Here is a 26,154-nt window from a genome sequence, read left to right as displayed (position 1 = left end):
TTACGCAAGGTATTGAACCGCCGTGTACGGAACCGTACGCACGGTGGTGTGAGAGGACGGTAAATCAACTAATGATTTACCTCCTACTCGATTTGTAGTCTTTTTATAACAAAACAACTTATGATAAAATGAAGAAGGTTGCTAGCAATGAAAGATTGAATGGTAATCGTTTATGTAATGAAAATGAAAAATCATGTAGGAGATGACTTATGCAAAATATTGAAGCTGCTCTAAAGTTACTAAGAAATACATATAATGAAAGTAAGCATTTTGAAAAAAATCCATCGGAGAAAGAATATCGTTACCAACATTCATTCAGAGTAGCTAGCATTGCCGATAAAATTTCTACCAAAGAAAACTTAGATAATGAAGTAACCGTTATCGGGGCGTTGCTTCACGATATTAGTTATGCGAATGCCTTTCAATCAGAACAAGATTGGAAAAATCATGGGAGAAATGCAGCAGCAATGGTGGCATCTTTTTTAGAAGAACTACCGCTACTGGAAAGACAAAAAGAAGAAATATTCATTGGAATTGCGAGTCACGTTGATGGTATTGCGGGCAGAGAAGGAGAACTAACGGTTAATGCACGCACGATTTCAGATAGTGATCATTTAGACCGTATAGATACGTACCGTACATTTGAGACGCTTTCCTATCATAAGTTTTACGATAAACCAACTCGTGAAAAGATAGTCTACTTAGAAGAGCGATTAAGCAATCAAACATTACTTATAGAAGATGCTATGAATGAATTTGCTACTAAAACAGCCAAGGAGATGTGGAAACAACGATTGGAAGAGCAAGCACGTGTCTATAGTCAATTACTTGAACAATTGCGAACAGGCAGTTTCTTTGCAGCTAAAATAGATAATAGACAGGAGTGAGAATCTTTGTTGATGGTATCAGCAGTTAAAGGATTGATTTTAAAGGATAACCAATTTCTTGCTGTTCATAAAGCTTCAGAATCTGATTCGAAATTTGAATTACCTGGTGGTCGAATGATTTTCGGTGAAACGATGGAGGAAACGTTGATCAGGGAAGTAAAAGAAGAAGTGAATTTAACGATACGTCCCACTCAACTAATTGATACTTGGCATCTCATGAATCCTCAAGAAGAATGGCAGATTTCTGGTGTTATTTATGCTACAGAAGTACTTACTACTGCACAGATGATTATCTTATCTGAAGAGCATGATCAATATGCTTGGTTAGATATTGACGAGTTGGAAAAAATGACTGATTCCTTCTATTCAAAAATGAAACAATGGGATTGGGAGAAATTACTAAAAAGTCATTAATCATTTCCAGAGAGGAGAAAAAATGAAGCGCTACACACTAACAGCACTTAGTATTACGGGCATATTTCTATCTGGATGTTCACTTGAAGAACCAACAAACTCAACTGAAGAACCGCTGCAATTAGAAGAGCAAGCAGAACAGAACGTAGAAGTTGAGGACACAGCATTACCGGAAAATTTAGAAGGAGTTGCGCTTATCGGAGTAAATGATTCAGACGTGGCGTACTCTTACTATTTTGCCAACCAAGACTTGGAGATTTTTGAAGGGAATATCAGAGGTTACGGAACATCTGCTTATGAAGAAAAGTACATTGAAACAATTGAAGATATTCAGGTGGAAGTAGAAGAAGATCAATATACGATCACGGCAGAAGACTTCGAATTAAACTTGATTAAATTGAGTAATGTTTTCATGAGAAATATAGATACAGGAGATGAATACACGATCGAATAAATAAAATACCTGTTTAGAAGGATAGAGAACGATTCTAAACAGGTATTTAAAATGAAATTATAAATGTTCAATCAAAACGGTAGCAAATTCTTCTAATAATACTTTATCTTCTTCAGAAAATCTATTCTTTATCGGAGCGTCAATGTCTAAAACACCTATTTGATTACCATTTTTCGTGATTGGAATGACAATCTCTGACTCGCTGGCTGCATCACAAGCGATATGTCCAGGAAAAGCATGTACATCTGGTACAAGATAAGTTTCTTGATTTTTGAATGCAGCGCCACAAACGCCAGCACCATTTTTGATTCTAACGCAAGCCACTTTACCTTGGAAAGGTCCGAGAACAAGTTCTTGATCTGTTTCATCCCACAAGTAAAAACCGGCCCAGTTAATGTCATTCAAGTGTTCACCTAAAAGAGCAGATGCATTACTTAAATTTGCTATAAGATTTTTTTCTCCAGTTAGTAGTGCGTCTAATTGTTTATTTACCATGTGTTTGATTGCTGTTTGTTCCAAATGATCACCTTTTCTCCATTAATAGCTGTCACAAAAGATATAGATTAGTTATAAAATCTTTATACACTATTTTATAGAATTTGCTTGTAAGTATAACATAATTCGATAATATTTGATATACTGTTAAGAAGAGAATACCAGGCACCAGTATTTGTATGTAAAGCCTAGTCGGAGGGAAACTAAATGACGCTAGAAATCGTCGGGATCATCATAATATTATTAATCGTCGCTCTCTACATAACGACTTATTTAATCAGAAAAAAACATTATAGAACCATTGATGAATTAGATACTAGGAAAAAAACATTGATGGAAAGCTTTCCTACGACTAAAATTCAATCTCTAGAGAAACGTAGTATGTCGGGACAGTCTCGAGAAACGGCTGATGAACTGGAAAAACAATGGGATAATATTGAGACTCAACAGTTTCCCGCAATTGAAAGCATGCTTTTTGAAGCGGAGCAGGCAACTGATCGATATCGCTTTAAGAAAGCTCGAGCAGACCAAGAGGCTGCTAAAGAAAAACTGACTGAAGTTCAAACATCATTGAAACTATTAAATGATCGTTTAGATGCTTTGATGAAACAAGAAGAAGAGAATCTTAAAAGAATCGAAACAATCAAGAAACGTTACCATACAATACGAAAAGATTTATTGGCTAAAAGCTTTTCTTTTGGTCGATCAGCGGAAGCACTTGAAGAGCGCTTAGGGACAATGGAAACAGACTTCTCGACTTTTTCACATTTAACCGCGACTGGTGATCATGAAGAGGCCAATCAATTGCTAGAACAGTTAGAAGAAACAATTCATACCATGGAAAACTATATGACTGAGATTCCTCAGATTTTGACGAAGATCGATGAGGATACCACTGAGCAAATTCAGGAAATAGAAAGTGGTTACCAGACATTAAAAGAAGAAGATTATATATTCCCAGATGAATCGATCAAAGAAGAGCTCGCTTCGGTTCATGTGAAATTGGAAAGTATTAATAAGGCAATCAGCACACTTGAAATTAAGCAAGCAGAAAATGAGTCAGAAAAGTTAGATCAGAATATTGATAAAATTTATGAAAAGTTAGAATTAGAAATAGAAGCTAAAACAGAAGTGAAAGAATTGGTCAGTCAAATCAGAAAAATTTTACTCTATTTGAAAGAACAAAATCGTAAACTTTTGGTTGAGATTGATCGACTTTCTCAGAGCTATCACTTGTATAGAGATGAGCTAAAAGAGGCGGAAGCGGCTGAAGAACGGATATCAGAGTTTGATAAGCAGTATATACGTATCAACGAACAAATTTCGGATAAAAAAATTGCCTATTCAACTGCTAGTGAACAATTGAATACACTTTTTGATGAGTTGGAAGCATTAAACGAAAAGCAAAGTGAAATTAGCTCATACCTGACAGATTACCGAGAAAGTGAATTGGAAATAAAAGGTGATTTGGAAGAAATGGAACTAGCGATGCGTGAAATGAAACGTTATGTTGAAGGAAAAAATTTACCAGGATTACCACACGAATATTTAGACTTTTTCTTTTATACCACTGATCATATTCAGAAATTAAGCCAAGTATTAGCGAAGCCCAAGTTAGATATGAACGAAGTTTATAAGTTACACGAGCTGTGCGAAGATGATGTTGATCAGCTTGCGGAGAAAACAGATCAACTAGTCGATCAAGCTATACTAAGTGAATTAGTTAGCCAACGATTATACCGTCATAAAAATGACTATAGTGAAGTGAATGAAACCATTCGTTATAGTCGTAGTTTATTCACAGAAGAATATGACTATGAAACAGCTTTGAAAATGGTTCGTGAAAAACTAGAATCTATTGAACCTGGAGCTTTTGAAACTATTGAAAAAGAATACTATAAAGAAAAGAAATATGCTTAACGATTGAAGGGTTGAAGCTGGGCGGTGATGACATCATCACTTTCCAGCTTTTTTACTGTTTGAAGGTTGACAAGATTTTGCTATAATAGAGTTCGTTTAAATAAGACGGATAAAATCAATAACAATTCGATGAAAAGAGATGTAAGATGATTTACTTTGATAATAGTGCAACAACTGAAATGGCTCTTCCTGTACTCGATTCTTACACAAAAGTAAGTCAACAATATTACGCTAATCCATCTAGCCTTCATGAAAAAGGAGAGACAGCGGCGAGTTTATTGGATCAATCACGGAAACGCGTAGCCAAATTATTGGGTGTTTCGTCAGAAGAGATTGTATTTACAAGTGGTGGAACAGAAGGAGATAACTGGGTCATTAAAGGCACAGCTTTTGAAAAAATGACCTATGGTAAACATTTAATCACCACATCTATTGAGCATCCAGCAGTGTTAGAAGCATATAGACAGCTCGAAAGAATGGGATGGGACGTCACATATTTACCGGTCGACGAGACGGGTATTATCTCACTGATAGATTTAAAATCTGCTGTAAAGAAAGAAACTGTGCTGGTGTCTGTCATGGCTGTTAATAATGAGACAGGTAGCATACAACCTATAGAAGAAATTGGTGAATATTTGAAAGCTTATCCTACTGTTCATTTCCATGTGGATGCTGTTCAAGCGATTGGGAAGGTGCCGGTAAAATTAGGAGCGGATAGTCGGATAGATATGGCAGTCTTTTCTGCACACAAATTTCATGGTCCTAAAGGTGTCGGTATAGTCTACGTCAAAAAAGGGAAGAAACTATCTCCATTACTGAGCGGTGGTGGGCAAGAAGGGAATCAGCGGAGCGGTACAGAGAACCTACCCGGAATTGTCTCAGCGACTAAAGCATTAAATGATGTTTTGCAGTCTGCTAGTGAAGATAGGCGTAAAATGATGGAAATGATTACAACGTTGAAGCATTATTTAAGTCAGTTAAATAAGGTAAACGTCTACACCCCTGAAACGCATGCGCCACATATTTTGTGTTTTGGTATTAGAAATATTAAAGGGGAAGTAGTCGTACATGCGTTAGAAAAACATGGGATCACTGTATCCACTACAAGTGCGTGTTCTAGTAAGAAACAAGCTGAATCGAGCACTTTGTTAGCGATGGGGATTGCTAAGAAACAAGCCGAGACGGCTATTCGTGTCAGTTTGTCTAGAAATAATTCAATGGAAGAAATGGAAAAATTTATTGAATCATTTGAAGTTGTTTACCGAGGATTTTACGGCATTCACTAAGAAAGAAAGGGAGGTATGAAAAATGATCACAGAAGTGATGGCACGATACGGAGAGTTATCAACTAAAGGGAAAAATCGAAAATTATTCATAAAACAATTAGGTAAAAATGTAGAGGAAGCTTTATCGGCGTACAGCAATTTAATCATTAAAGCGCATAGAGATCGTCTGCATATAGAACTAAATGGTGAACCCTATGAAGAAGTGTTAGAACGCTTAAAAACAATATTTGGTATTCAAACCATCTCTCCAGTGATAAAAGTCGAAAAGACGATTGAGCAAGCGAGTAAAGCAGCAATTTCTTTGATGGAAGAAACACATCAACCAGGTCAAACTTTTAAAATTACAGCTAGAAGAGCAGATCATGACTGGGATTACGAGACGAATGAAGTGAATCGAATCATTGGTCAAGCTGTTACAGAAGCTTTTCCAGGTATAAAAGTAAAAATGAAAAATCCTGACAACAACATTCGAGTGGAAATCAGATTAGATGGCATCTACCTTTCAAGCAACTCAATCAAAGGTGCTGGCGGCTTACCTAGCGGAACAAGTGGTAAAGGGATGCTCATGATGTCAGGTGGCATCGATTCTCCTGTAGCAGGGTATTATGCGCTCAAAAGGGGTCTTGAATTAGAAGCTGTACATTTTCATAGTCCACCGTACACTAGTCCTCAAGCACTTCAGAAAGCAAAAGATCTCACAGAGAAACTTGTCCGTTATTCGCGTCCGACAACATTCATTGAAGTGCCGTTTACAGAGATTCAGGAAACGATCAAAAAATATGTGCCACAAGGTTATGTGATGACGATAACGAGACGAATGATGCTGAGGATAACCGATCAGTTAAGAGAAAAGCGAAACGGGCTTGCGATCATTAACGGTGAATCTCTCGGTCAAGTTGCTTCTCAGACGCTTGAAAGTATGGCTGTGATTAATGAAGTAACGACAACGCCAATACTCAGACCATTAATTACAACGGATAAAAATGATATTATTACTGTTGCGCAAAACATTGATACTTTTGAACTTTCAGTGTTACCTTATGAAGATTGCTGTACCATTTTCTCACCACCGAAACCAAGAACCAAACCGAAATTAGCTCATGTATTAGAGACTGAAGGGAAACTAGATGTCGAAGGCATGGTTCAAAGAGCAGTTGATGGGATAAAGGTTGAGCGTATTCAATTGAATCAAACACAAGAAGCAAAACAGAAAGCAATCTTTGAAGACTTATTTTAGGCTTTCGTTGTACATTCAGAAAACTTATCGTTAGAATAAGGTTATAGATTAAAAGAAAGAGGGTTATCAGTATGGATGTCAACATGAAAGGTAAACCACTAACAACTAATGGAGAAATCCCAGCAAAAGGGGAAAAAGCACCCGCATTTACACTCCAAGATCTTAATGGACAGTCTGTATCATTAGCAGATTACAAAGGATATGTTGTGTTGATCAGTACGTTTCCTGATATCAATACAAGTACTTGTTCAAGACAAACCGGTAAATTCAACGAAATGGCTAGCACCCTAAAAGATACAAAGATTATTTCGATTTCTACAAATACAGTAGAAGAACAAAAAGATTGGTGTGCAGCTAAAAGTATTGATATGGATCTGTTACATGACACGGAACGTTCATTTTCTAAAAGTTACGGTCTTTACATTGAAGAAACAGATAAAACTGCTCGAGCGGTTCTTGTTTTGAATAGAGAAGGACAAGTTGTCTACAATGAGGTCGTTAAAGAAATGTCCGAAGACCCTAATTATGAAGCAGCTGTTGCTGCAGCAAAACATGAAGAAGCGGAAATGTTTTAAATAAACCTTTCTTTTCAAATAGTAGTTTGATAGAATATCATTAACCAATAAAATGGCGTATAAATTAAATAAATAAGCGATGATCAAGAGGAGTATCTAGTGTGTACTGTTTTAAGAGAATGGGTGTTTGGTGAGAATCCCTAACAGAAGCATTAAGGAAGTAGCTTGAGAGCTAACAAAGTGAACGTTAAGTAGCTTTGTTTGAACTAACGGATCGTTACATCCGTTTAATAAAGAGGTTTGAAGACACGCGTGTGCTTCGATCAATTTAGGTGGTACCGCGAGTGTAGAGCATTCGTCCTATTATAGTTAATAGGATGAATGCTCTTTTTTGTTTATAGAATAGTTTATAGGAGATGATTGTATGACAGAAGAAATCAATATGTCAAAGAAATATCAGCCAACAGAAGTAGAGGCTGGAAGATATGAACGTTGGTTGGAAAAGGACCTATTCAAACCAAGTGAAGATCCAAATGCTGAACCGTATTCAATCGTTATTCCACCACCCAATGTAACTGGACGATTACACTTGGGACATGCTTGGGACACGACTCTTCAGGATATGATTATCAGACAAAAGAGAATGCAAGGATTCGATACCTTATGGTTACCTGGAATGGACCATGCTGGTATCGCAACGCAAGCAAAAGTAGAAGAGAAGCTTTCTCAAGAAGGCATTTCAAGATATGATCTTGGAAGAGAAAAATTCCTAGAAAAAGTTTGGGATTGGAAAGAAGAATATGCTTCAAATATCAGAGATCAGTGGGCTAAAGTAGGCATTTCCGTTGATTATAGCCGTGAAAGATTTACACTAGATGAAGGCTTAAACGATGCAGTGAAAAAAGTATTCGTTGATCTTTATAATAAAGGCTTAATTTACCGTGGAGAATATATTATCAACTGGGATCCTAAAGCACAGACTGCTTTATCAGATATTGAAGTTGATCATAAAGATGTAAATGGTGCATTCTATCACATGAAGTATGCCTTAACGGATGGTTCTGGAGAAGTAGAGATTGCAACGACTCGTCCAGAAACAATGTTAGGAGATACAGGTGTAGCTGTTCATCCAGAAGATGATCGTTATAAAGACTTGATCGGTAAAACATTGACACTTCCATTAGTGGGTAGAGAACTGCCCATCATAGCAGATGAATATGTTGAAATGGAATTTGGAACAGGCGTCGTTAAAATCACACCAGCACATGATCCGAATGACTTTGAGATTGGTAATCGTCATAATCTTGAACGAATCAATGTAATGAATAACGATGGATCTATGAACGATTTAGCCGGTGAATACTCAGGCATGGATCGCTTCGAAGCACGTAAAGCAATTGTAAAAGATTTAAAAGAACAAGGCTATTTAATCAAGGTAGAAGAAATGGTACACAGTGTAGGACACTCGGAGAGAACAGGTGTCGTTGTAGAACCGAGACTCTCTACTCAATGGTTTGTTAAGATGGATCCATTATCTGAACAAGCAATCAATAATCAAGATACTGAAAATAAAGTGAATTTCGTTCCAGAACGTTTTGAAAAAACATTCCATAATTGGATGGGAAATCTTCATGACTGGGTTATTTCAAGACAATTGTGGTGGGGACACCGTATTCCAGCTTGGTACCACAATGAAACTGGAGAAATGTATGTTGGCGAAACTGAACCAGAAGATAGTGAAAACTGGACACAAGACAACGATGTACTAGATACCTGGTTTAGTTCAGCACTTTGGCCATTCTCAACAATGGGTTGGCCAAACACAGAATCAGAAGACTTCAAAAGATATTTCCCTACTAGTACATTAGTTACTGGTTATGATATTATCTTTTTCTGGGTAAGCCGTATGATATTCCAAAGTCTTGAATTTACAGAAGAACGTCCATTCGAGAACGTTTTGATACACGGTCTGATCCGTGATGAACAAGGAAGAAAAATGAGCAAGTCTTTAGGTAACGGTATTGATCCGATGGAAGTTATTGATAAATACGGTGCAGATGCATTACGTTGGTTCTTATCTAATGGCTCGGCACCTGGTCAAGATGTTCGTTTTAGTTATGAAAAAATGGATGCGTCTTGGAATTTCATCAATAAAATCTGGAACGCCAGTCGTTATGTTATTATGAATTTAGAAGATTTCAGTCTAGAAGATATGAATCTGAATGGGAAAAAATCGATAGCAGACAAGTGGATCTTAGCTAGACTCAACGAAACAATCATACAAGTAACAGAATTATTTGAGAAATTTGAATTTGGTGAAGCAGGTAGAGCGCTTTACAAATTCATCTGGGATGACTACTGTGACTGGTACATTGAAATGAGTAAAGAAATTTTATTTAATGGATCAGATGAAGAAAAGAGTTCTACACGTAGCATCTTAGTACATGTTCTTGACCAGACATTAAAACTCTTACATCCAGTTATGCCGTTTGTAACAGAAGAGATATGGGAAAATATGCCACATCAAGGAGAATCACTAGTTGTAGCGGACTATCCAGTAGCGAATGAAGCGTTTGATGATCAAAAATCAATCAATAATATGGATATGTTAATTGATCTTATAAGATCTGTTAGAACAATCAGAGCCGAAGTGAATAGACCCTTATCGAAAAAAATCGATATACTGGTTCGTGCGAAATCAGATAAAGAAAAAGTATTTTTAGCAGAGAATAAAAGCTTTATTGAGCGATTCTGTAATCCTGAAACATTAACGATTGATACAACGCTAGATGTTCCGGACGAAGTGAAAACAGCAGTCATCTCAGGAGCAGAAATTTTCTTACCACTTGCAGGACTAGTAGATGTCGATGAAGAAATTGAGCGTCTCGGTAAAGAACTTGAAAAGTGGATGCAAGAAATCAAACGTGTAGAAGGTAAATTGTCAAACCAAAAATTCATTTCCAATGCACCTGAAAAAATTGTTGAAGAAGAACGAAACAAACAACGTGAGTATCAAGATCGTTATGCTTCTGTATCAGATCAGCTAGGCAAACTTAAAGCATTAAAAGGAGAATGATATGACAAAGGTAAAAGCCGTTATTTTTGATATGGATGGGTTGATTTTCGCAACTGAGAAGCTATATTATCAGTCGAACCAAGCTACTGCTGATGAAATAGGATTACCTTTTAATTATACGTTTTACGAAAAATATATCGGAGCTAGTGACAAAGACTTCTTCGGGGCATTGCATGAGGAACACCAAAATCCTTCATTAGTGGATCAGTTTATAAAAAAGAGTAAAGAGGATATTCATCATACCTTGTTAACGACTTCCTTGCCAAAACAAAAAGGTTTAATGACTTTATTGGATTATTTGCAATCTAAGGATATTGAAATGGTTGTTGCTTCAAGCACTGAGCGGGAAATAGTTAATATTATGATTGGTAATGCTGATATTTCAAATTACTTCAAAGCAGTCGTCGGTGGAGATGAAGTAGAAAATTCAAAACCTGATCCTGCAATTTTTCTTAAAGCGCTTGGTTACACAAGTGCAGAAAAAGAAGAAGCCGTTGTTTTAGAGGATTCATTAAATGGCGTACGAGCAGCACACGCTGCTGGCATACCTGTCTTGATGGTTCCGGATTTATTAAAACCGAACCAAGAGGCAAAAGAAAAAGCCACTGATATTGTAAGTGACCTGACAAAAGTTATTGATTATATAAAAATAGCTGAAAAAAAAGATTAAGTTTAAGAATTTTTGACAGTATATAAAAGAGAGTGGCTACTTTAGCTACTCTCTTTTTTACGTACAAGGAGGACTGACTTTGAATAAGACAATACAGCGCTTTGTGGACGTTCCAGAACAATCAAGACCCAGAGAACGATTATGTGAATATGGAGCTAAAGCATTAGCAAATCACGAATTACTCGCTATATTATTAAGGACAGGTACAAAAAATTTAAATGTCCTACAATTGAGTATGGCTGTTCTCACTGAGGTAGAGGACTTATACTCATTAAGACATATCACGGTTGAGGAATTAGTGAATATACAAGGAATTGGAAAGACAAAAGCAATTGAATTGATTGCAGCAATAGAACTTGGCGGGCGTGTAATCAGAGCTTCCCAAATTAAAGAAGGAACAGTTACATCTAGTGCTTACATTGGTCATTTGCTCCAAGACGAACTTAGTGGTCTCAGTCAAGAACATGTAGTGGCAATTTATTTAAATACTAAAAATGAGATTATCAAGAAAGAAACTGTTTTTAAAGGCAGCTTAAATAGTTCTGTTGCACATCCAAGAGAAATTTTTAGAGGTGCAGTAAAATATTCAGCCGCAAGAATCATTATTGCCCATAACCACCCTTCAGGAAATCCAAATCCTTCTGAAGCAGATCTTTTATTTACAGAGCGTATGGCAAAGGCAGGAGAAATGATGGGAATAGAAGTACTAGACCATATTATCGTGGGTGAGAATCGCTATATAAGCTTAAAAGAACACGATCTCTTTTAAGGATATAACTAGACATAAATTTGGTAAAATTATTATTGATTTTTTTAAGAAAACGTAAGTAAAAAGTTTATAAATTTCAAAATTAATTTTGTGTAAATTTTATTTAATTGATATATTTACTTGCGTTATTAAAAAATGCATGGTATAGTTTACTTAGCATTTTGTTAGGGAAAGAAAAAAGATATGTGTAATAACATTCCGATTCGTTACCATAGCAATAATGTGAAATAGAATGTGCTTACGGCACGAGGAGGAACAAGTAATATGGAAAATGGTACAGTAAAATGGTTTAACGCAGAAAAAGGTTTTGGCTTCATCGAACGTGAAGGTGCAGATGATGTATTCGTACACTTCTCAGCTATCAACGAAGAAGGATTCAAATCATTAGAAGAAGGACAAGCTGTAACTTTCGACATCGAAGAAGGCGCACGCGGACCTCAAGCTGCTAACGTAGAAAAAGCTTAATTAACTTAAAAATTTTCAACCGAGAGAGCGTTTAACGCTCTCTCGGTTTTTTAATACCATAAATAATAATGATGACTAGCAAAAGATACATATAATTCATAGTTATTCTTGCGCCGCTATGTTAGAATTAAGCAACAATTTGAGTTTCATCTATCAAATTAGTGTCAAATATAAAAAAAGAATTAAAGTCACACTCAAATAGTGAAAAATTCTTTATAAAAAGGTACAATGAAGCAATGAATCTTTGCAATTAATTAATATGAATCGCTAAACAAAGATCGTAATGTTTTATTTTGAGAGGGGAACGAACAAGTGCGTTGGTTTAACAAAAAAGGAATCGGAATCGATTTAGGTACAGCTAATACAAATGTATATGTAGAAGGAAAAGGTATTGCTATTGGTGAACCTTCTGTAGTTGCTAAAGATAATACAACTGGCGAGGTCGTAGCAGTTGGTCTTGAAGCACAGAAAATGATAGGTCGTACTCCAGGGAGCATTGTAGCCATTCGTCCGATGAAAGATGGAGTAATTGCTGATTATGATACAACAATCGCCATGATGGATTACTTTATTTCAAAAGGAACAGGGAAAAAATCTTCTAAACCGAGTGTTATCGTCTGCGTACCTGGTGGCGGAACAGAAGTAGAAAAAAGAGCGATTATAGATGCGACTAAAATGGCTGGCGCGAGCGAAGCTTTCTTGATTGAAGAACCTTTTGCTGCAGCTATTGGAGCGGGATTACCCGTAAACGATCCAACGGGTAGTATGGTCGTGGATATCGGTGGTGGTACGACAGATGTAGCGACAATTTCTTTAGGCGGAATCGTCAGCAGTCGTACAATCAAAATGGCGGGAGATCAAATGGATATCTCGATCATTCACTACATCAGAAATAAATATAATTTACTCATTGGTGAAAGAACAGCTGAATCTGTGAAAATGGAACTAGGATGTGCTTCTATTGAAGCTGCTGAAGTACTAGGTTCTACAGAAATCAGAGGTAGAGATTTACTGACAGGACTACCAAAAACAATTGAAATCTCTGCAGTAGATATTGCTGAAGCCATTCACGAAGTCGTGGATAGTATTGTCGTAGCAGTTAAAGGTACCCTTGAAGATACGTCTCCTGAAATTTCAGCAGATGTAATTGATAGAGGAATTGTATTGACTGGTGGAGGCGCAATGCTGAATAACTTGAGCGAAGTTATTGCTAGTGAAACGGAAGTACCCGTTTTTGTAGCTAATGACCCATTGAACTGTGTAGCTATCGGTACAGGTGAAGCACTCAATCATCTTGATGTTTATCGCAAGCAAAGTAGATAAGTAAACTGGATAGTTAAATTAAGCGGGAAGGAGATCTTCCCGCTTATTTATTGAATAAAAACAAATGATACAAAATAGCTGAAACGACAGATCAAATTATCCATTATAGAATATGAATTGACCGGATAAAAACTACGAATTATTTCAAAATTATGGTAGAATGACTGAAGTTATAATAGTTGAGGTGTGACAAGTGAATCAATTTTTTACGAATAAGAAAATGATCGTATTATTAGTAAGTGTAATATTATTTGTATCTTTACTTTCTTTGTCTCTGACACAGGCAGGATCATCCACATTTATCCAACAATTTACGAACGACATTACAGCAGTCACGGGACGAGTTTTTGCGAAGCCAGTTAATGCTGTTAATGATTTATTTGGATCAATTGATCGATTACAAGATACGTTTGAAGAAAATCAGAGATTAAAAAAAGAGATTGATCGAATTTATGAAACGCAAGCTGAACTTTCTGTACTGAGAGACGAAAATCAAATACTGCAAGAAGAATTAGACTTGCAAAACTCGTTAACTGATTTCCAGACAATTACAGGGTCAGTACTTTCTAGAAATCCAGATTCTTGGGTCGATCAAATTATTATTGACCGAGGAAGCCAGGACGGTATTGAAAATGGCATGTCGGTCATGTCAAATAATGGATTGATTGGACGAATCATTGAAACGAATCCAACCAGTTCAAAAGTTGTACTTTTAACTGATTTTGAAGGGTCATCTAATCAGGTATCAGCTGAAATTTTATCTGAAGAAGTCATTAATGGTCTAATCAGCGGATACGATGTTGAAACAAATCGTCTGATCATGACACAAATTACCTCTACTGCTGAAATTTCTGAAGGTGAACAAGTCATTACTTCAGGTCTAGGTGGTTCAATACCGCGTTCACTAGTCATTGGTACTGTAAGTGAAGTAACGATGGATGACCATGGCTTAGCACAACGTGTTTATATTGAGCCAGCAGCTAACTTTGAACATATTCGTTATGTTACAATCATTAACCGTACAGCTGAAAGTGGGGAATAAATATGAGTCAATGGAAAAAGATTCTCTATCCGCTGATTCTGTTACTTGTTGCCCTACTATTAGACGGTGTGCTAGTAGCTCAATTAAAAGCCATGTTCACAACTGATTTCGGTATGATCGTACCGAGACTAACTGTACTCGTATTGTTGGTGCTAGCTTTTTATTTGAGTTTTAGACACGTTATTTGGCTATCATTGATTATGGGCTTTATTTATGATAGCTACTATACAGGTTATTTAGGAATCTATATGGCAGCTTTTGCAGTTATTGCATATGTCATTCTTCAATTGAGAAGTTATTTTAAACCAAATTTACTTATTTACGTACTTCTGAGTGTCATTGCTATTACCTTTTTAGAATTTTTCGTTTTTGGTGTGTACCGAGCAATTAATGTTACAGAGCTGACAACACAACTGTTTATGGTAGAACGTTTAGGTATCAGTTTAGTGTTCAATGCAATCGTTATGTTAATAATCGGTTATCCAATCGATAAAGTAGGTAAGATGGTTATACAGAAAGAAGAAATGAGATTCAAAAAATAATTGCCAATAATAGAACAACCAGTAGTAAAGGTTAGGCCAATCTTTAAAATAGAGGTGAATAACTTGCAAAAGATTGTAACGCTTAAAGGGACAAAAGAGGGATTTCAATTACTTGTGGATCAAGCTGCGTCTTTTAGTACAGTAGTAGAAGAAACGACTAAATTAATTAATCCTTTAAAAAAGGAAGCAACCGCGAAGAAGCCAATTGAATTGACTGTGAAGACTGGTAACAGATTATGGGATGATAAAGAAAAAGAAACCATCACAACTGTAATTGAAGAAAAATCTCATCTTAAAGTTAAAGCAATTGAATCTGAAGTCGTGAAGACTGAAAAAGCAATAGCGTGGCACGAAGAAGTGAGTACTAAATTAGAAATCACAACCGTTCGTAGTGGACAGATTATAGAAGCAGAGGGTGATCTCTTATTAGTTGGAGGTGTGCATCCTGGTGGGACTGTTAAAGCCACTGGAAGCATCTTCATCATTGGAGACCATAGAGGGATTGCGCATGCTGGTACAAAAGGAAAAGAACAAGCAGTCGTTGTAGCTAATTTCACTTATAACGCGCAAGTCCGTATCGCTGACCATGTACATGTAATTGATACCGCTGAAAATGAATTAAATGATCTTTCAGCTAAGTTCGAAGTGGTTTATTTGGATGATTTACATATTTTGAGAGTGTCACCACTCAATGAATTGAAAAAGATTAGACCAGAATTAGGGAACGTTACAGGAGGATTAATCAATGGGTAAAGCCATCGTTATAACATCAGGTAAAGGTGGAGTTGGTAAAACAACTTCTACTGCTAACATTGGAACTGCATTAGCACTTCAAGGGAAAAAAGTTTGTTTAGTCGATATGGATATTGGCTTAAGAAACTTGGACGTTATTCTTGGACTCGAGAATAGAATCATTTATGATATCGTAGATGTCATCGAAGGAAGAGCTAAGCTGCACCAGGCAATTATTAAGGACAAGCGATTTAATGATCAGCTATTCTTACTACCTGCTGCACAACATGCGGACAAAAATGTAATAGATGAAGAGCAAATGATTGAATTGATTAGTGAACTTAAACAAGACTATGATTACGTATTGATTGATTGCCCCGCGGGAATAGAGCAGGGGTTTAAAAACGCGATTGCAGCTGCGGACGATGCAATTCTTGTTACGACGCCAGAAATCTCTGCAATTAGAGATGCAGATAGAATTATTGGATTAGTTGAACAAACGTCTATAGGGTCACCTAAACTAGTAATCAATAGAATCAGAAAACGAATGATGCAGCAAGGTGATGTAATGGATATTGATGAAATTACAAGACATTTGTCAGTTAAATTGCTTGGAATTGTGTTTGAAGATGATGAAGTAGTTCGTTCATCTAACAAAGGAAATCCCGTTGCTTTAGATCCAGATAATATTTCGTCTCAAGGATATAGAAATATTGCAAGAAGAATACTTGGCGAAACTGTTCCGTTAATGACGCTTAAAGAAGAGAAGAAATCGTTCTGGCAAAAGTTATTTAACAAAAATAATTGACTTGCTGTCTAAGATTTGGTATGATAATAACGTTGTATTTGTGCAGCACCACAGCTACAACCGCTCGTATATGAGTCTTTAAGATCTTTTAGATCACTTATAACGGCGAGTCTTAGTGCAATAGGAAGCATAACGCTATGCAATATGCTTTACTAAATAAGGAGGTGCAACAAACATGTATGCAATTATCAAAACAGGTGGCAAACAAATCAAAGTAGAAGAAGGCAAAGCAATCTTCGTTGAGAAATTAGAAGGTGAAGCTGGAGATTCAGTTACTTTTGGTGAAGTATTGTTTGTTGGAGGAGACAACGCTTTAGTTGGAACTCCAACAGTTGAGGGAGCTTCAGTAGAAGCAATCATCGAGAAACAAGGACGTGCTAAAAAAGTTACTACGTTCAAGTATCGTCGTAGAAAAGACTCTCACACTAAACGTGGACATCGTCAACCATACACTAAAGTAACAATCAACTCTATTAAAACAAAGTAAGCGAAAGAAGGATTTCTAATGATTCAAGCGCATTTTAATCGTTTGAAGAGTAACCAAATCATTTCTATCGAAATCTCCGGACATGCGGATGCTGGACCATATGGGCAGGATATTGTATGTGCGGCAGTTTCAGCGCTTAGTATTGGAGCGATAAACGGTATAATAGAACTGGCAGAACTGACGCCTTCTATAGAAATCGATGAAGAAAATGGTGGGTATCTCTCCATGAAACTTCCAGATGACTTATCTGAAAAGCAGTCTAGTACTTCCCAGATCCTATTAGAAAGTTTGTTGCTATCACTTAAAAGTGTACAGGAAGAGTCCCCAGAATATATCAAGATTAAACAAACTAATAAAGATGGAGGTGCATTCTAATGTTGAAAATGAATTTACAATTATTCGCACATAAAAAAGGTGGCGGATCTACAACTAACGGTCGTGACTCTCAATCAAAGCGTTTAGGCGCTAAACGTGGAGACGGTCAAGTCGTTTCTGGTGGTTCAATTTTATTCCGTCAACGCGGAACTAAAATCTATCCAGGTGAAAACGTTGGAAGAGGCGGAGACGATACTCTTTTTGCAAAAATCGATGGCGTGGTCCGTTTCGAACGTAAAGGTAAAAATAAAAAACAAGTTTCTGTTTATCCAGTAGCTAACTAATGTAACTGTTAACAGAACGGCTCAATTGCTATTATCTAAATAGTGAAGAGACAAAAAAGAGGTAATGTTAGATTTTTTAAAATCTAGCATGGCCTCTTTTTTTTGTCCTGAAATTGATGGCATTGGTATAAATGACCAGTGTCCATTTTTTACTTAAATTTGAGAATAAGTAAGTATATCTGCAGAACTACAGAGTAAGTGCTGGATCGTTTAAGCACTTACTTTTTATTTTTCTAAACATGAGATAAATTGATCGATTAATGCTTTTTCAATATCATCTATTTGTCGTTCTTTTTGGTAAGCGATATAAAAATTAATACTTAAAAAATTTTCACTAAGAGGTAAAACGTTGTAATTTTCAGATGCTTTTTTTGGCATGTTATTTAATACACTTAGCGGTACAAAGGTTGTTCCAAGATCATTTTTAGCTAATTGCATGATCGTAAAAATATTGTCGCATTCAAAGATAATTTTTGGAACGATATTATTTTTCTCTAAAATATAATCCATTTTTCGACGAATCGGAGAACCTTTCTTCGTTAAAATAAGATCTTCTTGCAACAATTCTTCTAATTTCACTGATCCAGCATGTAAAACTGTTTTTTCTTTTTGAAAAAAAGCGCTACTTTGCGGAATAATTGCAAAATATTTTTCATTTCCACCGTGATGAATGATGCAATTAGGCGCAACTGTTTTATAATCTTGTCCAATTAAAAAATCGATTTCTCCACTAATCAAACGCTTTTCATTATTAGGTAAAAAATCAGTGACAATTTCAACTTTTACTTGTTTATATTCTCGAAATAAACTCGGCAAAAATAATGGAAACAAATAGGTAGATAATGTGGATAAAATACCGATTTTCACGATTTTTTGTTTATTGTTTTTCTTAGAAATTTCTTTAAACAAATAGTTCTTTTCGTTTTCAATTCGCTTAAGATAGTCAAAAAATATTTTACCGTTCTCTGTTAAAGTAAATGTTTTGCGATTTAAAATCTCGGTTCCTAGCTCACTTTCGATAGTTTTTAAAAATTTAGATAGATAAGGTTGTGAAATATATAACATATCTGCAGCTTTAGAAATGTTCTTAGTAAACAATATGGTTTCTAGGTAATAAAGCGTATTTTCATTATTCATACTTTGATAATAACAGAAAGGTTATCGTTCGACAACGGAAAAGTTATTTCATTTCAGGGATACATTGTGATACTTTTAACTTAAAGGAAATGAGAAAGATAATTCTTGAGAACGATAGAACGCAAAATTAAAGGAGCTAAGAATATGAAGCTAATCGCTATTGTTGGAACAAATACGAACTTTGACTCTACAAACCGTAAGTTGATTAAATATATCTCTAAGCATTTTTCTAGTCAAGCTGATATTGAAGTTTGTGAAATTAAAGAAATTCCTATGTATTGTGCAGATGATGAAATGCCGCAAACTGTCAATACGTTAACAACAAAAATCAAAGCTGCCGATGGTGTGATTATTTCGACACCAGAATATGATCACAGTATTACAGCTGCTTTAAAATCAACAATTGATTGGTTAAGTGAAAGTTGTTGTTTGGCTGAAAAGCCAGTTATGATTGTAGGTTCAAGTCATGGTAGTTTAGGAACGCTGCGGGCACAACTACACTTGCGAGAAATTTTGCAGGCACCACGGATTGCTGCTTATGTAATGACGGGTAAAGAGTTTTTACTTGGAAATGGAAAATCCGCTTTTTGGGAAAGCGAAGATTTACTACAGGAAGATAAAGTAGTTGAACTAGAAAACTATTTTTCCGATTTTATTCAATTTGCTACAAGATTCAATGGAGGTGCATCAAAATGAAATTGATTGCAATTAACGGAAGTAATGCGAAGCACTCTTATAATCGTAAACTATTACAGTTTATTCAAAAACGTTTTTCGGAAAAATTTGAATTGGAAATATTAGAAACGAAAGACATACCGCTGTTCGATGAATCTAATGACTTATCAAACAGTACCATTCTTCAAGCGTTTAACGATAAAATCTTGATGAGCGACGGCGTGATTATTGCTTGTCCAGAGCACAATCATTCTTTAAGTGCTTCTTTAAAATCTTGCTTAGAGTGGTTATCTTACAATTTGCATCCATTAGATGGTAAGCCAACATTAGTTGTTGGTGCGAGTGCGCATGATCAAGGTACATCACGAGCTCAACTACATTTAAAGCAAGTACTCGATGCACCAGGTGTGAATGCGAATGTCATCCCAGGATATGAATTCTTATTAGACAATTGTGAAAAAGCCTTTGATGAGAATGGGGCCATCAAAAATGAAGGAACGATTGATTTCTTAGAAACAGTTGTAGGAAGATTTATTCGTTTTGCGAAAATTTCTAATCAATTGTTAGAAGAAGAGAAAGTAACTTTTGTTCCAGGAACTTATGAAGTTACAACACAAGGTTATCACGGTACTTTGCCAATGAAAGTGACCTTGAGTAATGAGCGAATTGAAGAGATCGATATTGATTCTTCAGGTGAAACTGAAGGGATTGCTACTGTTGTTTTCGAGCGGATACCGCAACAAATCGTAGAGGGTCAAACGTTGAATGTTGATGCCATTTCTGGCGCTTCGCTAACTTGCAATGGCGTATTAGACGGTGTGGCTAAGGTAATTAAAAAAGCAGGTAGCGACCCAGAAATTTTAAGAAAACGTCCAAAGGTAAAACTACTTGCTGAAGATAAAGAATACGAAACAGATATTGTGATTATTGGCTCAGGCGGTGCTGGTTTAACGAGTGCAGCAACGGCTCTTGAAAATGGTAAAAAAGTAATCGTTCTTGAAAAATTTCCAAGTTTAGGTGGAAATACAGTTCGTACGGGTGGGCCAATTAATTCAGCGGATCCTGAATGGCAAAAAGAGATGCCAGCAATTGCTGGAGAGAAAGAGACTCTTGAAAAAATGGCATCAACATCTGAAAGTGAAATAGCACCCGAATATTTGGACGACTTTAAAGCATTACAAAAACAAATTGCTGAATACTTGAAAGATCCATCTTATTTATTTGACAGTATATTGCTCCATCGTATGCAAACATACTTTGGTGGCAAGAGAACTGACCTGAATGGTAACAACATTTATGGGAACTATGATTTGGTAAAAACGATGACAGACAATAGTTTAAGTGCCATACGTTGGTTGAGTGATCAGGTCAATGTTGAATTTGATTGGTCAAACGTACAAATGCCAATTGGTGCATTATGGCGACGTGGGCATAAACCAGTTCGTCAACAAGGATTTGCTTACATCTCTGCTCTAAGTGAATTTATTAAAACACGTGGTGGCGAAATTTATACTGATACAAAAGTCACCGAATTAATTATAGAGAATGGTCAAGTTTGTGGCGTTAAAGCGACAGGACTTGCTGGTGAAAAAATAACTGTTCGAGCAAAAGCAGTTATTCTAGCAACTGGTGGATTTGGGGCCAATACAAAAATGTTGCAAAAATATAATACGTATTGGGCACAAATTCCTGACACAATTAAAACAACAAATTCACCAGCGATTACTGGGGACGGCGTTGAACTAGGACGTCAAGCGAAAACAAAATTGGTCGGTATGGGTTTTTCACAAATGATGCCTGTGGCTCATCCAAAAACGGGGTCTTTATTCTCAGGATTAATTGTGCCACCTGAAAACTTTTTAATGGTGAATCCAAACGGCAAACGTTTTGTAAATGAATATGCTAGTCGTGATACGATTGCACAAGCGGCGCTTGAAGAAGGTGGATTATTCTATTTAATCGCTGATGAACCAATTAGACATACTGCTCATAATACGAGCGATGAACAAATTGAAAATGAAGTCAAAGATGGGACACTCTATCGGGCAGATACTTTAGAAGACTTGGCTATTCAAATTGGTATTGAACCAAGCATCTTAATTGAAACAGTTAATAAATATAACGCTTACGTGGAGGCAAAACACGATCCGGATTTTGGGAAAGATGTCTTCAACTTGAAAATTACAACCGCACCGTTTTATGCAACACCAAGACAACCGGCTGTGCATCATACAATGGGTGGGATTGCAATTGACCATCAAACACATGCGCTAGATGAAAACGACAATATCATTAAAGGTTTGTACGCTGTTGGTGAAGTAGCTGGTGGTATTCATGCTGGAAATCGTTTGGGAGGTAATGCCCTAACTGATATTTTCACCTATGGTCGAATTGCCGGTAAAATAGCGGTTAGTGAATTAGAGTAGAGCGTACACTGTATGTTGAAAGAGAGTGGTAGATCGCAAAAAATCTGCCACTTCTTTTTAAAATAGAATGATATCGTTATTAGCAATGATCATATTTTTTAAACAACTAAATAAAGATATATAAAGGAGAAAATAGATGAAAATTAATCGTTGGCAAGTCTTAATCGCTTCAACCGCTGTTTTACTTTGTACAGGTTCAGTTTATGCCTTTTCAGTTTTTGCAGCTGCTTTAGCGAAAGAAAAAGGTTGGGAAATGGATGAGATCATGACTGTATTTGTCATCAACACGGGCATTAGTCCAATTCCAATGATTCTTGGAGGTCGTCTATTAGATCGAGGGTATGCTAAACAAGTGATTGGTATTGGTAGTCTATTATTTGCATTAGGGTTTTTCCTAAGTTCTTTTGCCACAAGTTTAGGAATGTTAACCTTAACATATGGGATTCTTGCCGGTTTTGGACAAGGATTAGCTTATTCCGGAGCATTAAGTAACTCAATTAAATTGTTCCCTGATAAACGTGGGTTAGCAAGTGGGATTATTACGGCAGGAATGGGTGGTGCTGCAATCATCGCCGCACCATTAGCAAATGCACTGATTGAACGTGGTAGTGTGAGTACAGCTTTCAATTATCTAGGACTAGCTTATATTGGTGTTAGTGTTATCACATTTTTCTTTATTAAATCAGCACCTGCGGGATACAAACCAGAAGGATGGGAACCACCTAAAGTGGCTAGCGGTCCGTCTTTCGACAATAAAAACTGGTTAGAAATGTTGAAAACGCCATTCTTTTATTTGATTTTTGGTATGATGGCTACTGGTGCTTTTTCAGGATTGATGATTACGTCAAATGCTTCAAGTATCGGACAATCAATGTTTAAGTTAACAGCTGCGACAGCAGCCATTTATGTTTCGTTAGCTTCTCTTAGCAATTGTTTAGGAAGAATCATTTGGGGTGTTATCTCCGATAAGATTGGACGTAACAAATCTTATGCGGCAATATTAATAGCTGTAATTGTGGCTTTTGTTGTTTTATTAAGTGTGAAATCAGTCGTTGGTTTTGCTATTGGCATTATTATTTTAGGAATGTGTTTTGGTGGGGTCATGGGTATTTTCCCACCAATGGTTATGGAAAATTATGGACCTGTTAATCAAGGGACTAATTATGGAATAGTGTTTTCTGCATACTCATTAGCAGGAATGTTTGCAGCTAAAACCGCTGCACAAATTGCTGATGCCAATAATGGAGATTTCAGTAAAGCTTTCTATTTAGCAATAGGGCTAGCAGTTGTAGGTTTTATCATCAATTTGATCTATATGAATTTAAAAAAAGTACCGCTTGCAAAACTGTCAGAAAGATAACGATATAAGAACATAAGAAAATAGTATAATGACTTTATAACATGATGAAATTTGATGCTCTCTCTGTTTCAATTGTCATGTATATAGTAATGAGCATATTAATCTATTCAGTCCAATATCATCTAACAAAAATAGAATTTAAAAGGAATTATGAGGATCTAAGTAATCCAGTCCTCATAATTCCTTTTTTGTTATTATCGATCGTCCGTGATAATCCCTTGAGAAAACCACTGTAATCAGTTAAAATGAATATGTTACAGAGTTAAATTTTTCGATTACATGACTGACTATTTTATACTACACACGTTTTGCAACAGCAGCTATTTTTCTCGATTCCAAACCTAGAAAATGGTTGGACGTGTAAAAAGTAAATAAGGATGTCTTGTAGAAAGGCGGGCTAATGTGTCGACAGAACATATCGAATCTGTCTACCAAGTTCTTGATCAATCTGCTATGATGCTGAAAGAAGAACTTCAAGTTTCTTACATGGAAGCATTGATTGAAACAGGAGAAAATTTGCTAGATAACAAAACTGTTCGTATTTTAGATGGTAAACCATCTAAGTACACTCAAGATGAGCTTGAAGCTCTGTATGAGAATTTAGATCTTTCAGAAATCGCTTCTAACGAGTTGCGACAGGCGATCCAACTTTCCATATTGAGAGGAATGCGCGAAGATTTTGTTCAAGCTAATCACCAAATGACACCAGATTCTATTGGGTCATTAATGGCTTACTTGGTAGAAGTTATAGCGCCACCTAAGAATGAAATACCTTACCACTTGCTGGATCTATCTATCGGCACGGGTAATTTAATGTTCACACTCTATCATTTTTTAAATAGAGATAAGAGGGAACTTCAGCTATCCGGAATAGATAATGATGATTTATTATTATCTCTAGCAGCAACTAGTGCTGCATTACAGGATGTGACCATTAGCTTAACGCATCAAGATGCATTAAGTAATCTTTTAGTTAATCCCGCGGATAGTATTGTTTCAGATTTACCTGTAGGATACTATCCTTTAGATGAACAAGCTGAAAAATTTGAAACTTCATTTTCATCAGGTCATTCTTTTTCACATCATTTATTGATTGAACAAGGCATGAATTACCTGAAGGATGGTGGATTTGGATTTTACTTGGTTCCTTCTAACGTCTTCGAGTCTGAAGAAGCAAAGGGACTGCTTTCTTATATCCAGAAGGTTGGCCACTTTCAGGGTATGTTGACACTGCCGAAAGAGTTATTTAAAACGGAACAGTCAAGGAAGTCGATACTAATTGTTCAAAAAAGTGGAGAAGGTACGAAGCAGGCGAAAGAAGTGCTATTAGCCACTGCGCCAGACTTTAAAAACCTTGCTGCTATGCAAGACTTGATTACAGAAATTACCCAATGGAAGCAGAATTTTCTGAATTAACCAAAATATCATCAAGAGGAGAGACATGAATGTCAAAGACAATCGCTATTAATGCTGGTAGTTCCAGCTTAAAATGGAAACTGTTTGAAATGCCTGAAGAAACTGTATTAGCTTCGGGTATCGTAGAACGTATTGGATTAAATGATTCAATTTTTACGATTAAGTACGGAGACGGTCAAAAGTATCAAGAAGTATTGGATATTAATGATCATGAAGTAGCTGTTGAAATGTTGTTGAAACAGTTGACTGAATTAAACATTATTGATAATTTCGACGAAATTACTGGAGTAGGTCACCGTGTAGTAGCTGGGGGAGAAATCTTCCAAGACTCAGCGTTAGTGACTGACGAAGTAATTGATCAAATTGAAGACTTATCTGAATTTGCACCACTTCACAACCCAGCAAACGCGACTGGAATTAAAGCATTCCGTAAAATATTGCCAGATATCACAAGTGTGGCTGTATTTGATACTTCGTTCCACCAAACAATGCCTAAAGTAAATTATATGTACAGTATTCCAATGGAATATTATACAAAACACAATGCACGTAAATATGGTGCGCACGGAACAAGTCATAAGTACGTTGCAGAACGTGCAGCTGAAATGATGGGTAAGCCTGTTGAAGATTTAAAAATCATCACTTGCCATTTAGGTAACGGAGCATCTATCACTGCTGTTGATGGTGGTAAATCTGTTGATACATCAATGGGGTTCACACCTTTAGCGGGTGTTACAATGGGTACTCGTTCTGGTGATATCGATGCTTCCTTACTACCATTCTTAATGGAAAAAGAAGGTATCGAAAGTATTAATGATATGATTTATATTCTTAATAATGAATCAGGATTAAAAGGGTTATCAGGTATTTCAAGTGACATGCGTGACTTGGAAGACGCTGAAGATACAAATGAAGATGCTGCGTTAGCACTTCGTATCTTTGAAGACCGCGTAAGAAAATACGTTGGATCATATGCTGCTACAATGAATGGCGTAGATGCAATCGTCTTTACTGCGGGTATTGGTGAAAATGGCGTGGAAACACGTGAGAATGTCATCAATGGTTTAACTTTCTTAGGTGCAGAGATTGATACTGAGAAAAACAATGTACGTGGTGACGAACGCTTTATCTCTACAGAAGACTCTAAAGTTAAAGTCTTACTTGTACCAACGGATGAAGAAGTCATGATTGCGCGTGACGTTGAAAAACTTAGATAATCATAATAAGTAAAAGCACAGGGCTCCTATGAGGAGGAGCCCTGTGCTTTTTATGTGCGCCCGGCATGAGCGACAACTTGGTGGTGAAAGTCCACTACAGGCTTGGCAGTAGGAACTGTTAGCGAATGACAAGGGTGTCCGC

General features: G+C 36.5%; 26 protein-coding genes and 2 other annotated features. Of the genes, 24 read left to right on the top strand and 2 right to left on the bottom strand.

Annotated features, from left to right (window positions below):
- The first annotated feature begins 209 nt into the window (after positions 1–209).
- From J5J05_RS02060 to J5J05_RS02050, 3 genes are read left to right on the top strand one after another with little or no spacing between them, the layout of a single operon-like run.
- Positions 210–887, top strand: coding sequence for an HD domain-containing protein (locus J5J05_RS02060; protein WP_208559026.1), 678 nt, complete (start codon positions 210–212; stop codon positions 885–887).
- A gap of 12 nt (positions 888–899) precedes the next feature.
- Positions 900–1,301 carry an NUDIX domain-containing protein gene (locus J5J05_RS02055; protein ID WP_244244577.1) on the top strand — a complete coding sequence of 134 codons (402 nt, stop codon included), beginning with the start codon at positions 900–902 and terminating at the stop codon, positions 1,299–1,301.
- A 22-nt stretch (positions 1,302–1,323) separates the two neighbouring features.
- Positions 1,324–1,755: a hypothetical protein gene (locus J5J05_RS02050; RefSeq protein ID WP_208559024.1), complete on the top strand. Its 432-nt coding sequence runs from the start codon at positions 1,324–1,326 to the stop codon at positions 1,753–1,755.
- A 57-nt stretch (positions 1,756–1,812) separates the two neighbouring features.
- On the opposite strand, the gene J5J05_RS02045 is transcribed toward J5J05_RS02050, so the two are convergent.
- Positions 1,813–2,250 carry a GAF domain-containing protein gene (locus J5J05_RS02045; RefSeq protein ID WP_208559028.1) on the bottom strand — a complete coding sequence of 146 codons (438 nt, stop codon included), beginning with the start codon at positions 2,248–2,250 and terminating at the stop codon, positions 1,813–1,815.
- A gap of 207 nt (positions 2,251–2,457) precedes the next feature.
- Between J5J05_RS02045 and J5J05_RS02040 the strand changes: the two genes are divergently transcribed.
- The 16 genes from J5J05_RS02040 to rpmA all read left to right on the top strand — a co-directional run bounded on the left by J5J05_RS02040 (position 2,458) and on the right by rpmA (position 17,781).
- Entirely contained in the window at positions 2,458–4,170 is a 1,713-nt protein-coding gene (locus J5J05_RS02040; RefSeq protein ID WP_208559023.1) for a septation ring formation regulator EzrA, read from the top strand.
- A 146-nt stretch (positions 4,171–4,316) separates the two neighbouring features.
- Positions 4,317–5,456, top strand: a complete 1,140-nt coding sequence (locus tag J5J05_RS02035; RefSeq protein WP_208559022.1) for a cysteine desulfurase family protein — start codon at positions 4,317–4,319, stop codon at positions 5,454–5,456.
- A gap of 22 nt (positions 5,457–5,478) precedes the next feature.
- Complete coding sequence (thiI, locus tag J5J05_RS02030; RefSeq protein WP_208559021.1) at positions 5,479–6,693, top strand: tRNA uracil 4-sulfurtransferase ThiI; 1,215 nt, start codon at positions 5,479–5,481, stop codon at positions 6,691–6,693.
- Positions 6,694–6,764: 71 nt separating this feature from the next.
- Complete coding sequence (tpx, locus tag J5J05_RS02025; protein WP_208559020.1) at positions 6,765–7,268, top strand: thiol peroxidase; 504 nt, start codon at positions 6,765–6,767, stop codon at positions 7,266–7,268.
- Between the two features lie 70 nt (positions 7,269–7,338).
- Positions 7,339–7,574: a binding site (T-box leader), on the top strand.
- Positions 7,575–7,632: 58 nt separating this feature from the next.
- Positions 7,633–10,284 (top strand): valine--tRNA ligase, encoded by a 2,652-nt coding sequence (locus J5J05_RS02020; protein ID WP_208559019.1) that lies wholly within the window; start codon positions 7,633–7,635, stop codon positions 10,282–10,284.
- Between the two features lies 1 nt (position 10,285).
- On the top strand, positions 10,286–10,954 hold the full coding sequence (locus J5J05_RS02015) for an HAD family hydrolase (protein WP_208559018.1): 669 nt from the start codon (positions 10,286–10,288) through the stop codon (positions 10,952–10,954).
- A 79-nt stretch (positions 10,955–11,033) separates the two neighbouring features.
- The gene (gene radC, locus J5J05_RS02010; protein WP_208559017.1) at positions 11,034–11,723 is read left to right on the top strand and encodes a RadC family protein; all 690 of its coding nucleotides are present in this window, start codon (positions 11,034–11,036) and stop codon (positions 11,721–11,723) included.
- A gap of 264 nt (positions 11,724–11,987) precedes the next feature.
- On the top strand, positions 11,988–12,188 hold the full coding sequence (locus J5J05_RS02005) for a cold-shock protein (protein ID WP_034302391.1): 201 nt from the start codon (positions 11,988–11,990) through the stop codon (positions 12,186–12,188).
- Positions 12,189–12,500: 312 nt separating this feature from the next.
- A complete protein-coding gene (locus J5J05_RS02000) occupies positions 12,501–13,511 on the top strand; it encodes a rod shape-determining protein (RefSeq protein ID WP_208559016.1) in 1,011 nt (336 codons plus the stop codon).
- 193 nt (positions 13,512–13,704) lie between these two features.
- On the top strand, positions 13,705–14,553 hold the full coding sequence (mreC, locus tag J5J05_RS01995; protein ID WP_208559015.1) for a rod shape-determining protein MreC: 849 nt from the start codon (positions 13,705–13,707) through the stop codon (positions 14,551–14,553).
- A 2-nt stretch (positions 14,554–14,555) separates the two neighbouring features.
- The gene (gene mreD / locus J5J05_RS01990; RefSeq protein WP_208559014.1) at positions 14,556–15,095 is read left to right on the top strand and encodes a rod shape-determining protein MreD; all 540 of its coding nucleotides are present in this window, start codon (positions 14,556–14,558) and stop codon (positions 15,093–15,095) included.
- A gap of 63 nt (positions 15,096–15,158) precedes the next feature.
- Positions 15,159–15,848 (top strand): septum site-determining protein MinC, encoded by a 690-nt coding sequence (locus tag J5J05_RS01985; RefSeq protein ID WP_244244574.1) that lies wholly within the window; start codon positions 15,159–15,161, stop codon positions 15,846–15,848.
- Complete coding sequence (minD, locus tag J5J05_RS01980; protein WP_208559013.1) at positions 15,841–16,635, top strand: septum site-determining protein MinD; 795 nt, start codon at positions 15,841–15,843, stop codon at positions 16,633–16,635. The genes J5J05_RS01985 and minD overlap by 8 nt, the downstream gene beginning before the upstream one ends.
- Before the next feature lie 48 nt (positions 16,636–16,683).
- Positions 16,684–16,758: a sequence feature (ribosomal protein L21 leader region), on the top strand.
- A gap of 52 nt (positions 16,759–16,810) precedes the next feature.
- The gene (gene rplU / locus J5J05_RS01975; RefSeq protein ID WP_208559012.1) at positions 16,811–17,122 is read left to right on the top strand and encodes a 50S ribosomal protein L21; all 312 of its coding nucleotides are present in this window, start codon (positions 16,811–16,813) and stop codon (positions 17,120–17,122) included.
- Positions 17,123–17,140: 18 nt separating this feature from the next.
- Entirely contained in the window at positions 17,141–17,497 is a 357-nt protein-coding gene (locus J5J05_RS01970; RefSeq protein ID WP_208559011.1) for a ribosomal-processing cysteine protease Prp, read from the top strand.
- Between the two features lie 8 nt (positions 17,498–17,505).
- A complete protein-coding gene (gene rpmA, locus J5J05_RS01965) occupies positions 17,506–17,781 on the top strand; it encodes a 50S ribosomal protein L27 (protein WP_279633278.1) in 276 nt (91 codons plus the stop codon).
- A 225-nt stretch (positions 17,782–18,006) separates the two neighbouring features.
- On the opposite strand, the gene J5J05_RS01960 is transcribed toward rpmA, so the two are convergent.
- The gene (locus tag J5J05_RS01960) at positions 18,007–18,918 is read right to left on the bottom strand and encodes a LysR family transcriptional regulator (protein ID WP_279633276.1); all 912 of its coding nucleotides are present in this window, start codon (positions 18,916–18,918) and stop codon (positions 18,007–18,009) included.
- Between the two features lie 144 nt (positions 18,919–19,062).
- Between J5J05_RS01960 and J5J05_RS01955 the strand changes: the two genes are divergently transcribed.
- The 5 genes from J5J05_RS01955 (at position 19,063) to J5J05_RS01935 (ending at position 26,012) form a co-directional block, all read left to right on the top strand.
- Positions 19,063–19,614, top strand: coding sequence for an NADPH-dependent FMN reductase (locus J5J05_RS01955; RefSeq protein ID WP_208559008.1), 552 nt, complete (start codon positions 19,063–19,065; stop codon positions 19,612–19,614).
- Positions 19,611–22,019: a flavocytochrome c gene (locus tag J5J05_RS01950; protein ID WP_208559007.1), complete on the top strand. Its 2,409-nt coding sequence runs from the start codon at positions 19,611–19,613 to the stop codon at positions 22,017–22,019. Before J5J05_RS01955 ends, J5J05_RS01950 begins: the two co-directional genes overlap by 4 nt.
- A gap of 136 nt (positions 22,020–22,155) precedes the next feature.
- Entirely contained in the window at positions 22,156–23,379 is a 1,224-nt protein-coding gene (locus J5J05_RS01945; protein ID WP_208559006.1) for an L-lactate MFS transporter, read from the top strand.
- 402 nt (positions 23,380–23,781) lie between these two features.
- Positions 23,782–24,795, top strand: coding sequence for a class I SAM-dependent methyltransferase (locus J5J05_RS01940; RefSeq protein WP_208559005.1), 1,014 nt, complete (start codon positions 23,782–23,784; stop codon positions 24,793–24,795).
- A 29-nt stretch (positions 24,796–24,824) separates the two neighbouring features.
- Positions 24,825–26,012: an acetate/propionate family kinase gene (locus J5J05_RS01935; RefSeq protein WP_208559004.1), complete on the top strand. Its 1,188-nt coding sequence runs from the start codon at positions 24,825–24,827 to the stop codon at positions 26,010–26,012.
- Positions 26,013–26,154 lie beyond the last annotated feature (142 nt).

Source organism: Marinilactibacillus kalidii (assembly GCF_017599325.1).
Lineage (GTDB): Bacteria > Bacillota > Bacilli > Lactobacillales > Carnobacteriaceae_A > Marinilactibacillus > Marinilactibacillus kalidii.
This window is presented reverse-complemented; position numbering and strand designations above follow the sequence as displayed.

What these genes read in the sequence shown, in the direction of transcription:
- J5J05_RS02060 (WP_208559026.1), top strand. Translation starts at nt 210, where the DNA reads ATGCAAAATATTGAAGCTGCTCTAAAGTTACTAAGAAATACATATAAT.
- J5J05_RS02055 (WP_244244577.1), top strand. Translation starts at nt 900, where the DNA reads ATGGTATCAGCAGTTAAAGGATTGATTTTAAAGGATAACCAATTTCTT.
- J5J05_RS02050 (WP_208559024.1), top strand. Translation starts at nt 1,324, where the DNA reads ATGAAGCGCTACACACTAACAGCACTTAGTATTACGGGCATATTTCTA.
- J5J05_RS02045 (WP_208559028.1), bottom strand. Translation starts at nt 2,250, where the DNA reads ATGGTAAATAAACAATTAGACGCACTACTAACTGGAGAAAAAAATCTT.
- J5J05_RS02040 (WP_208559023.1), top strand. Translation starts at nt 2,458, where the DNA reads ATGACGCTAGAAATCGTCGGGATCATCATAATATTATTAATCGTCGCT.
- J5J05_RS02035 (WP_208559022.1), top strand. Translation starts at nt 4,317, where the DNA reads ATGATTTACTTTGATAATAGTGCAACAACTGAAATGGCTCTTCCTGTA.
- thiI (WP_208559021.1), top strand. Translation starts at nt 5,479, where the DNA reads ATGATCACAGAAGTGATGGCACGATACGGAGAGTTATCAACTAAAGGG.
- tpx (WP_208559020.1), top strand. Translation starts at nt 6,765, where the DNA reads ATGGATGTCAACATGAAAGGTAAACCACTAACAACTAATGGAGAAATC.
- J5J05_RS02020 (WP_208559019.1), top strand. Translation starts at nt 7,633, where the DNA reads ATGACAGAAGAAATCAATATGTCAAAGAAATATCAGCCAACAGAAGTA.
- J5J05_RS02015 (WP_208559018.1), top strand. Translation starts at nt 10,286, where the DNA reads ATGACAAAGGTAAAAGCCGTTATTTTTGATATGGATGGGTTGATTTTC.
- J5J05_RS02005 (WP_034302391.1), top strand. Translation starts at nt 11,988, where the DNA reads ATGGAAAATGGTACAGTAAAATGGTTTAACGCAGAAAAAGGTTTTGGC.
- mreD (WP_208559014.1), top strand. Translation starts at nt 14,556, where the DNA reads ATGAGTCAATGGAAAAAGATTCTCTATCCGCTGATTCTGTTACTTGTT.
- minD (WP_208559013.1), top strand. Translation starts at nt 15,841, where the DNA reads ATGGGTAAAGCCATCGTTATAACATCAGGTAAAGGTGGAGTTGGTAAA.
- rplU (WP_208559012.1), top strand. Translation starts at nt 16,811, where the DNA reads ATGTATGCAATTATCAAAACAGGTGGCAAACAAATCAAAGTAGAAGAA.
- J5J05_RS01970 (WP_208559011.1), top strand. Translation starts at nt 17,141, where the DNA reads ATGATTCAAGCGCATTTTAATCGTTTGAAGAGTAACCAAATCATTTCT.
- rpmA (WP_279633278.1), top strand. Translation starts at nt 17,506, where the DNA reads ATGAATTTACAATTATTCGCACATAAAAAAGGTGGCGGATCTACAACT.
- J5J05_RS01960 (WP_279633276.1), bottom strand. Translation starts at nt 18,918, where the DNA reads ATGAATAATGAAAATACGCTTTATTACCTAGAAACCATATTGTTTACT.
- J5J05_RS01955 (WP_208559008.1), top strand. Translation starts at nt 19,063, where the DNA reads ATGAAGCTAATCGCTATTGTTGGAACAAATACGAACTTTGACTCTACA.
- J5J05_RS01950 (WP_208559007.1), top strand. Translation starts at nt 19,611, where the DNA reads ATGAAATTGATTGCAATTAACGGAAGTAATGCGAAGCACTCTTATAAT.
- J5J05_RS01945 (WP_208559006.1), top strand. Translation starts at nt 22,156, where the DNA reads ATGAAAATTAATCGTTGGCAAGTCTTAATCGCTTCAACCGCTGTTTTA.
- J5J05_RS01935 (WP_208559004.1), top strand. Translation starts at nt 24,825, where the DNA reads ATGTCAAAGACAATCGCTATTAATGCTGGTAGTTCCAGCTTAAAATGG.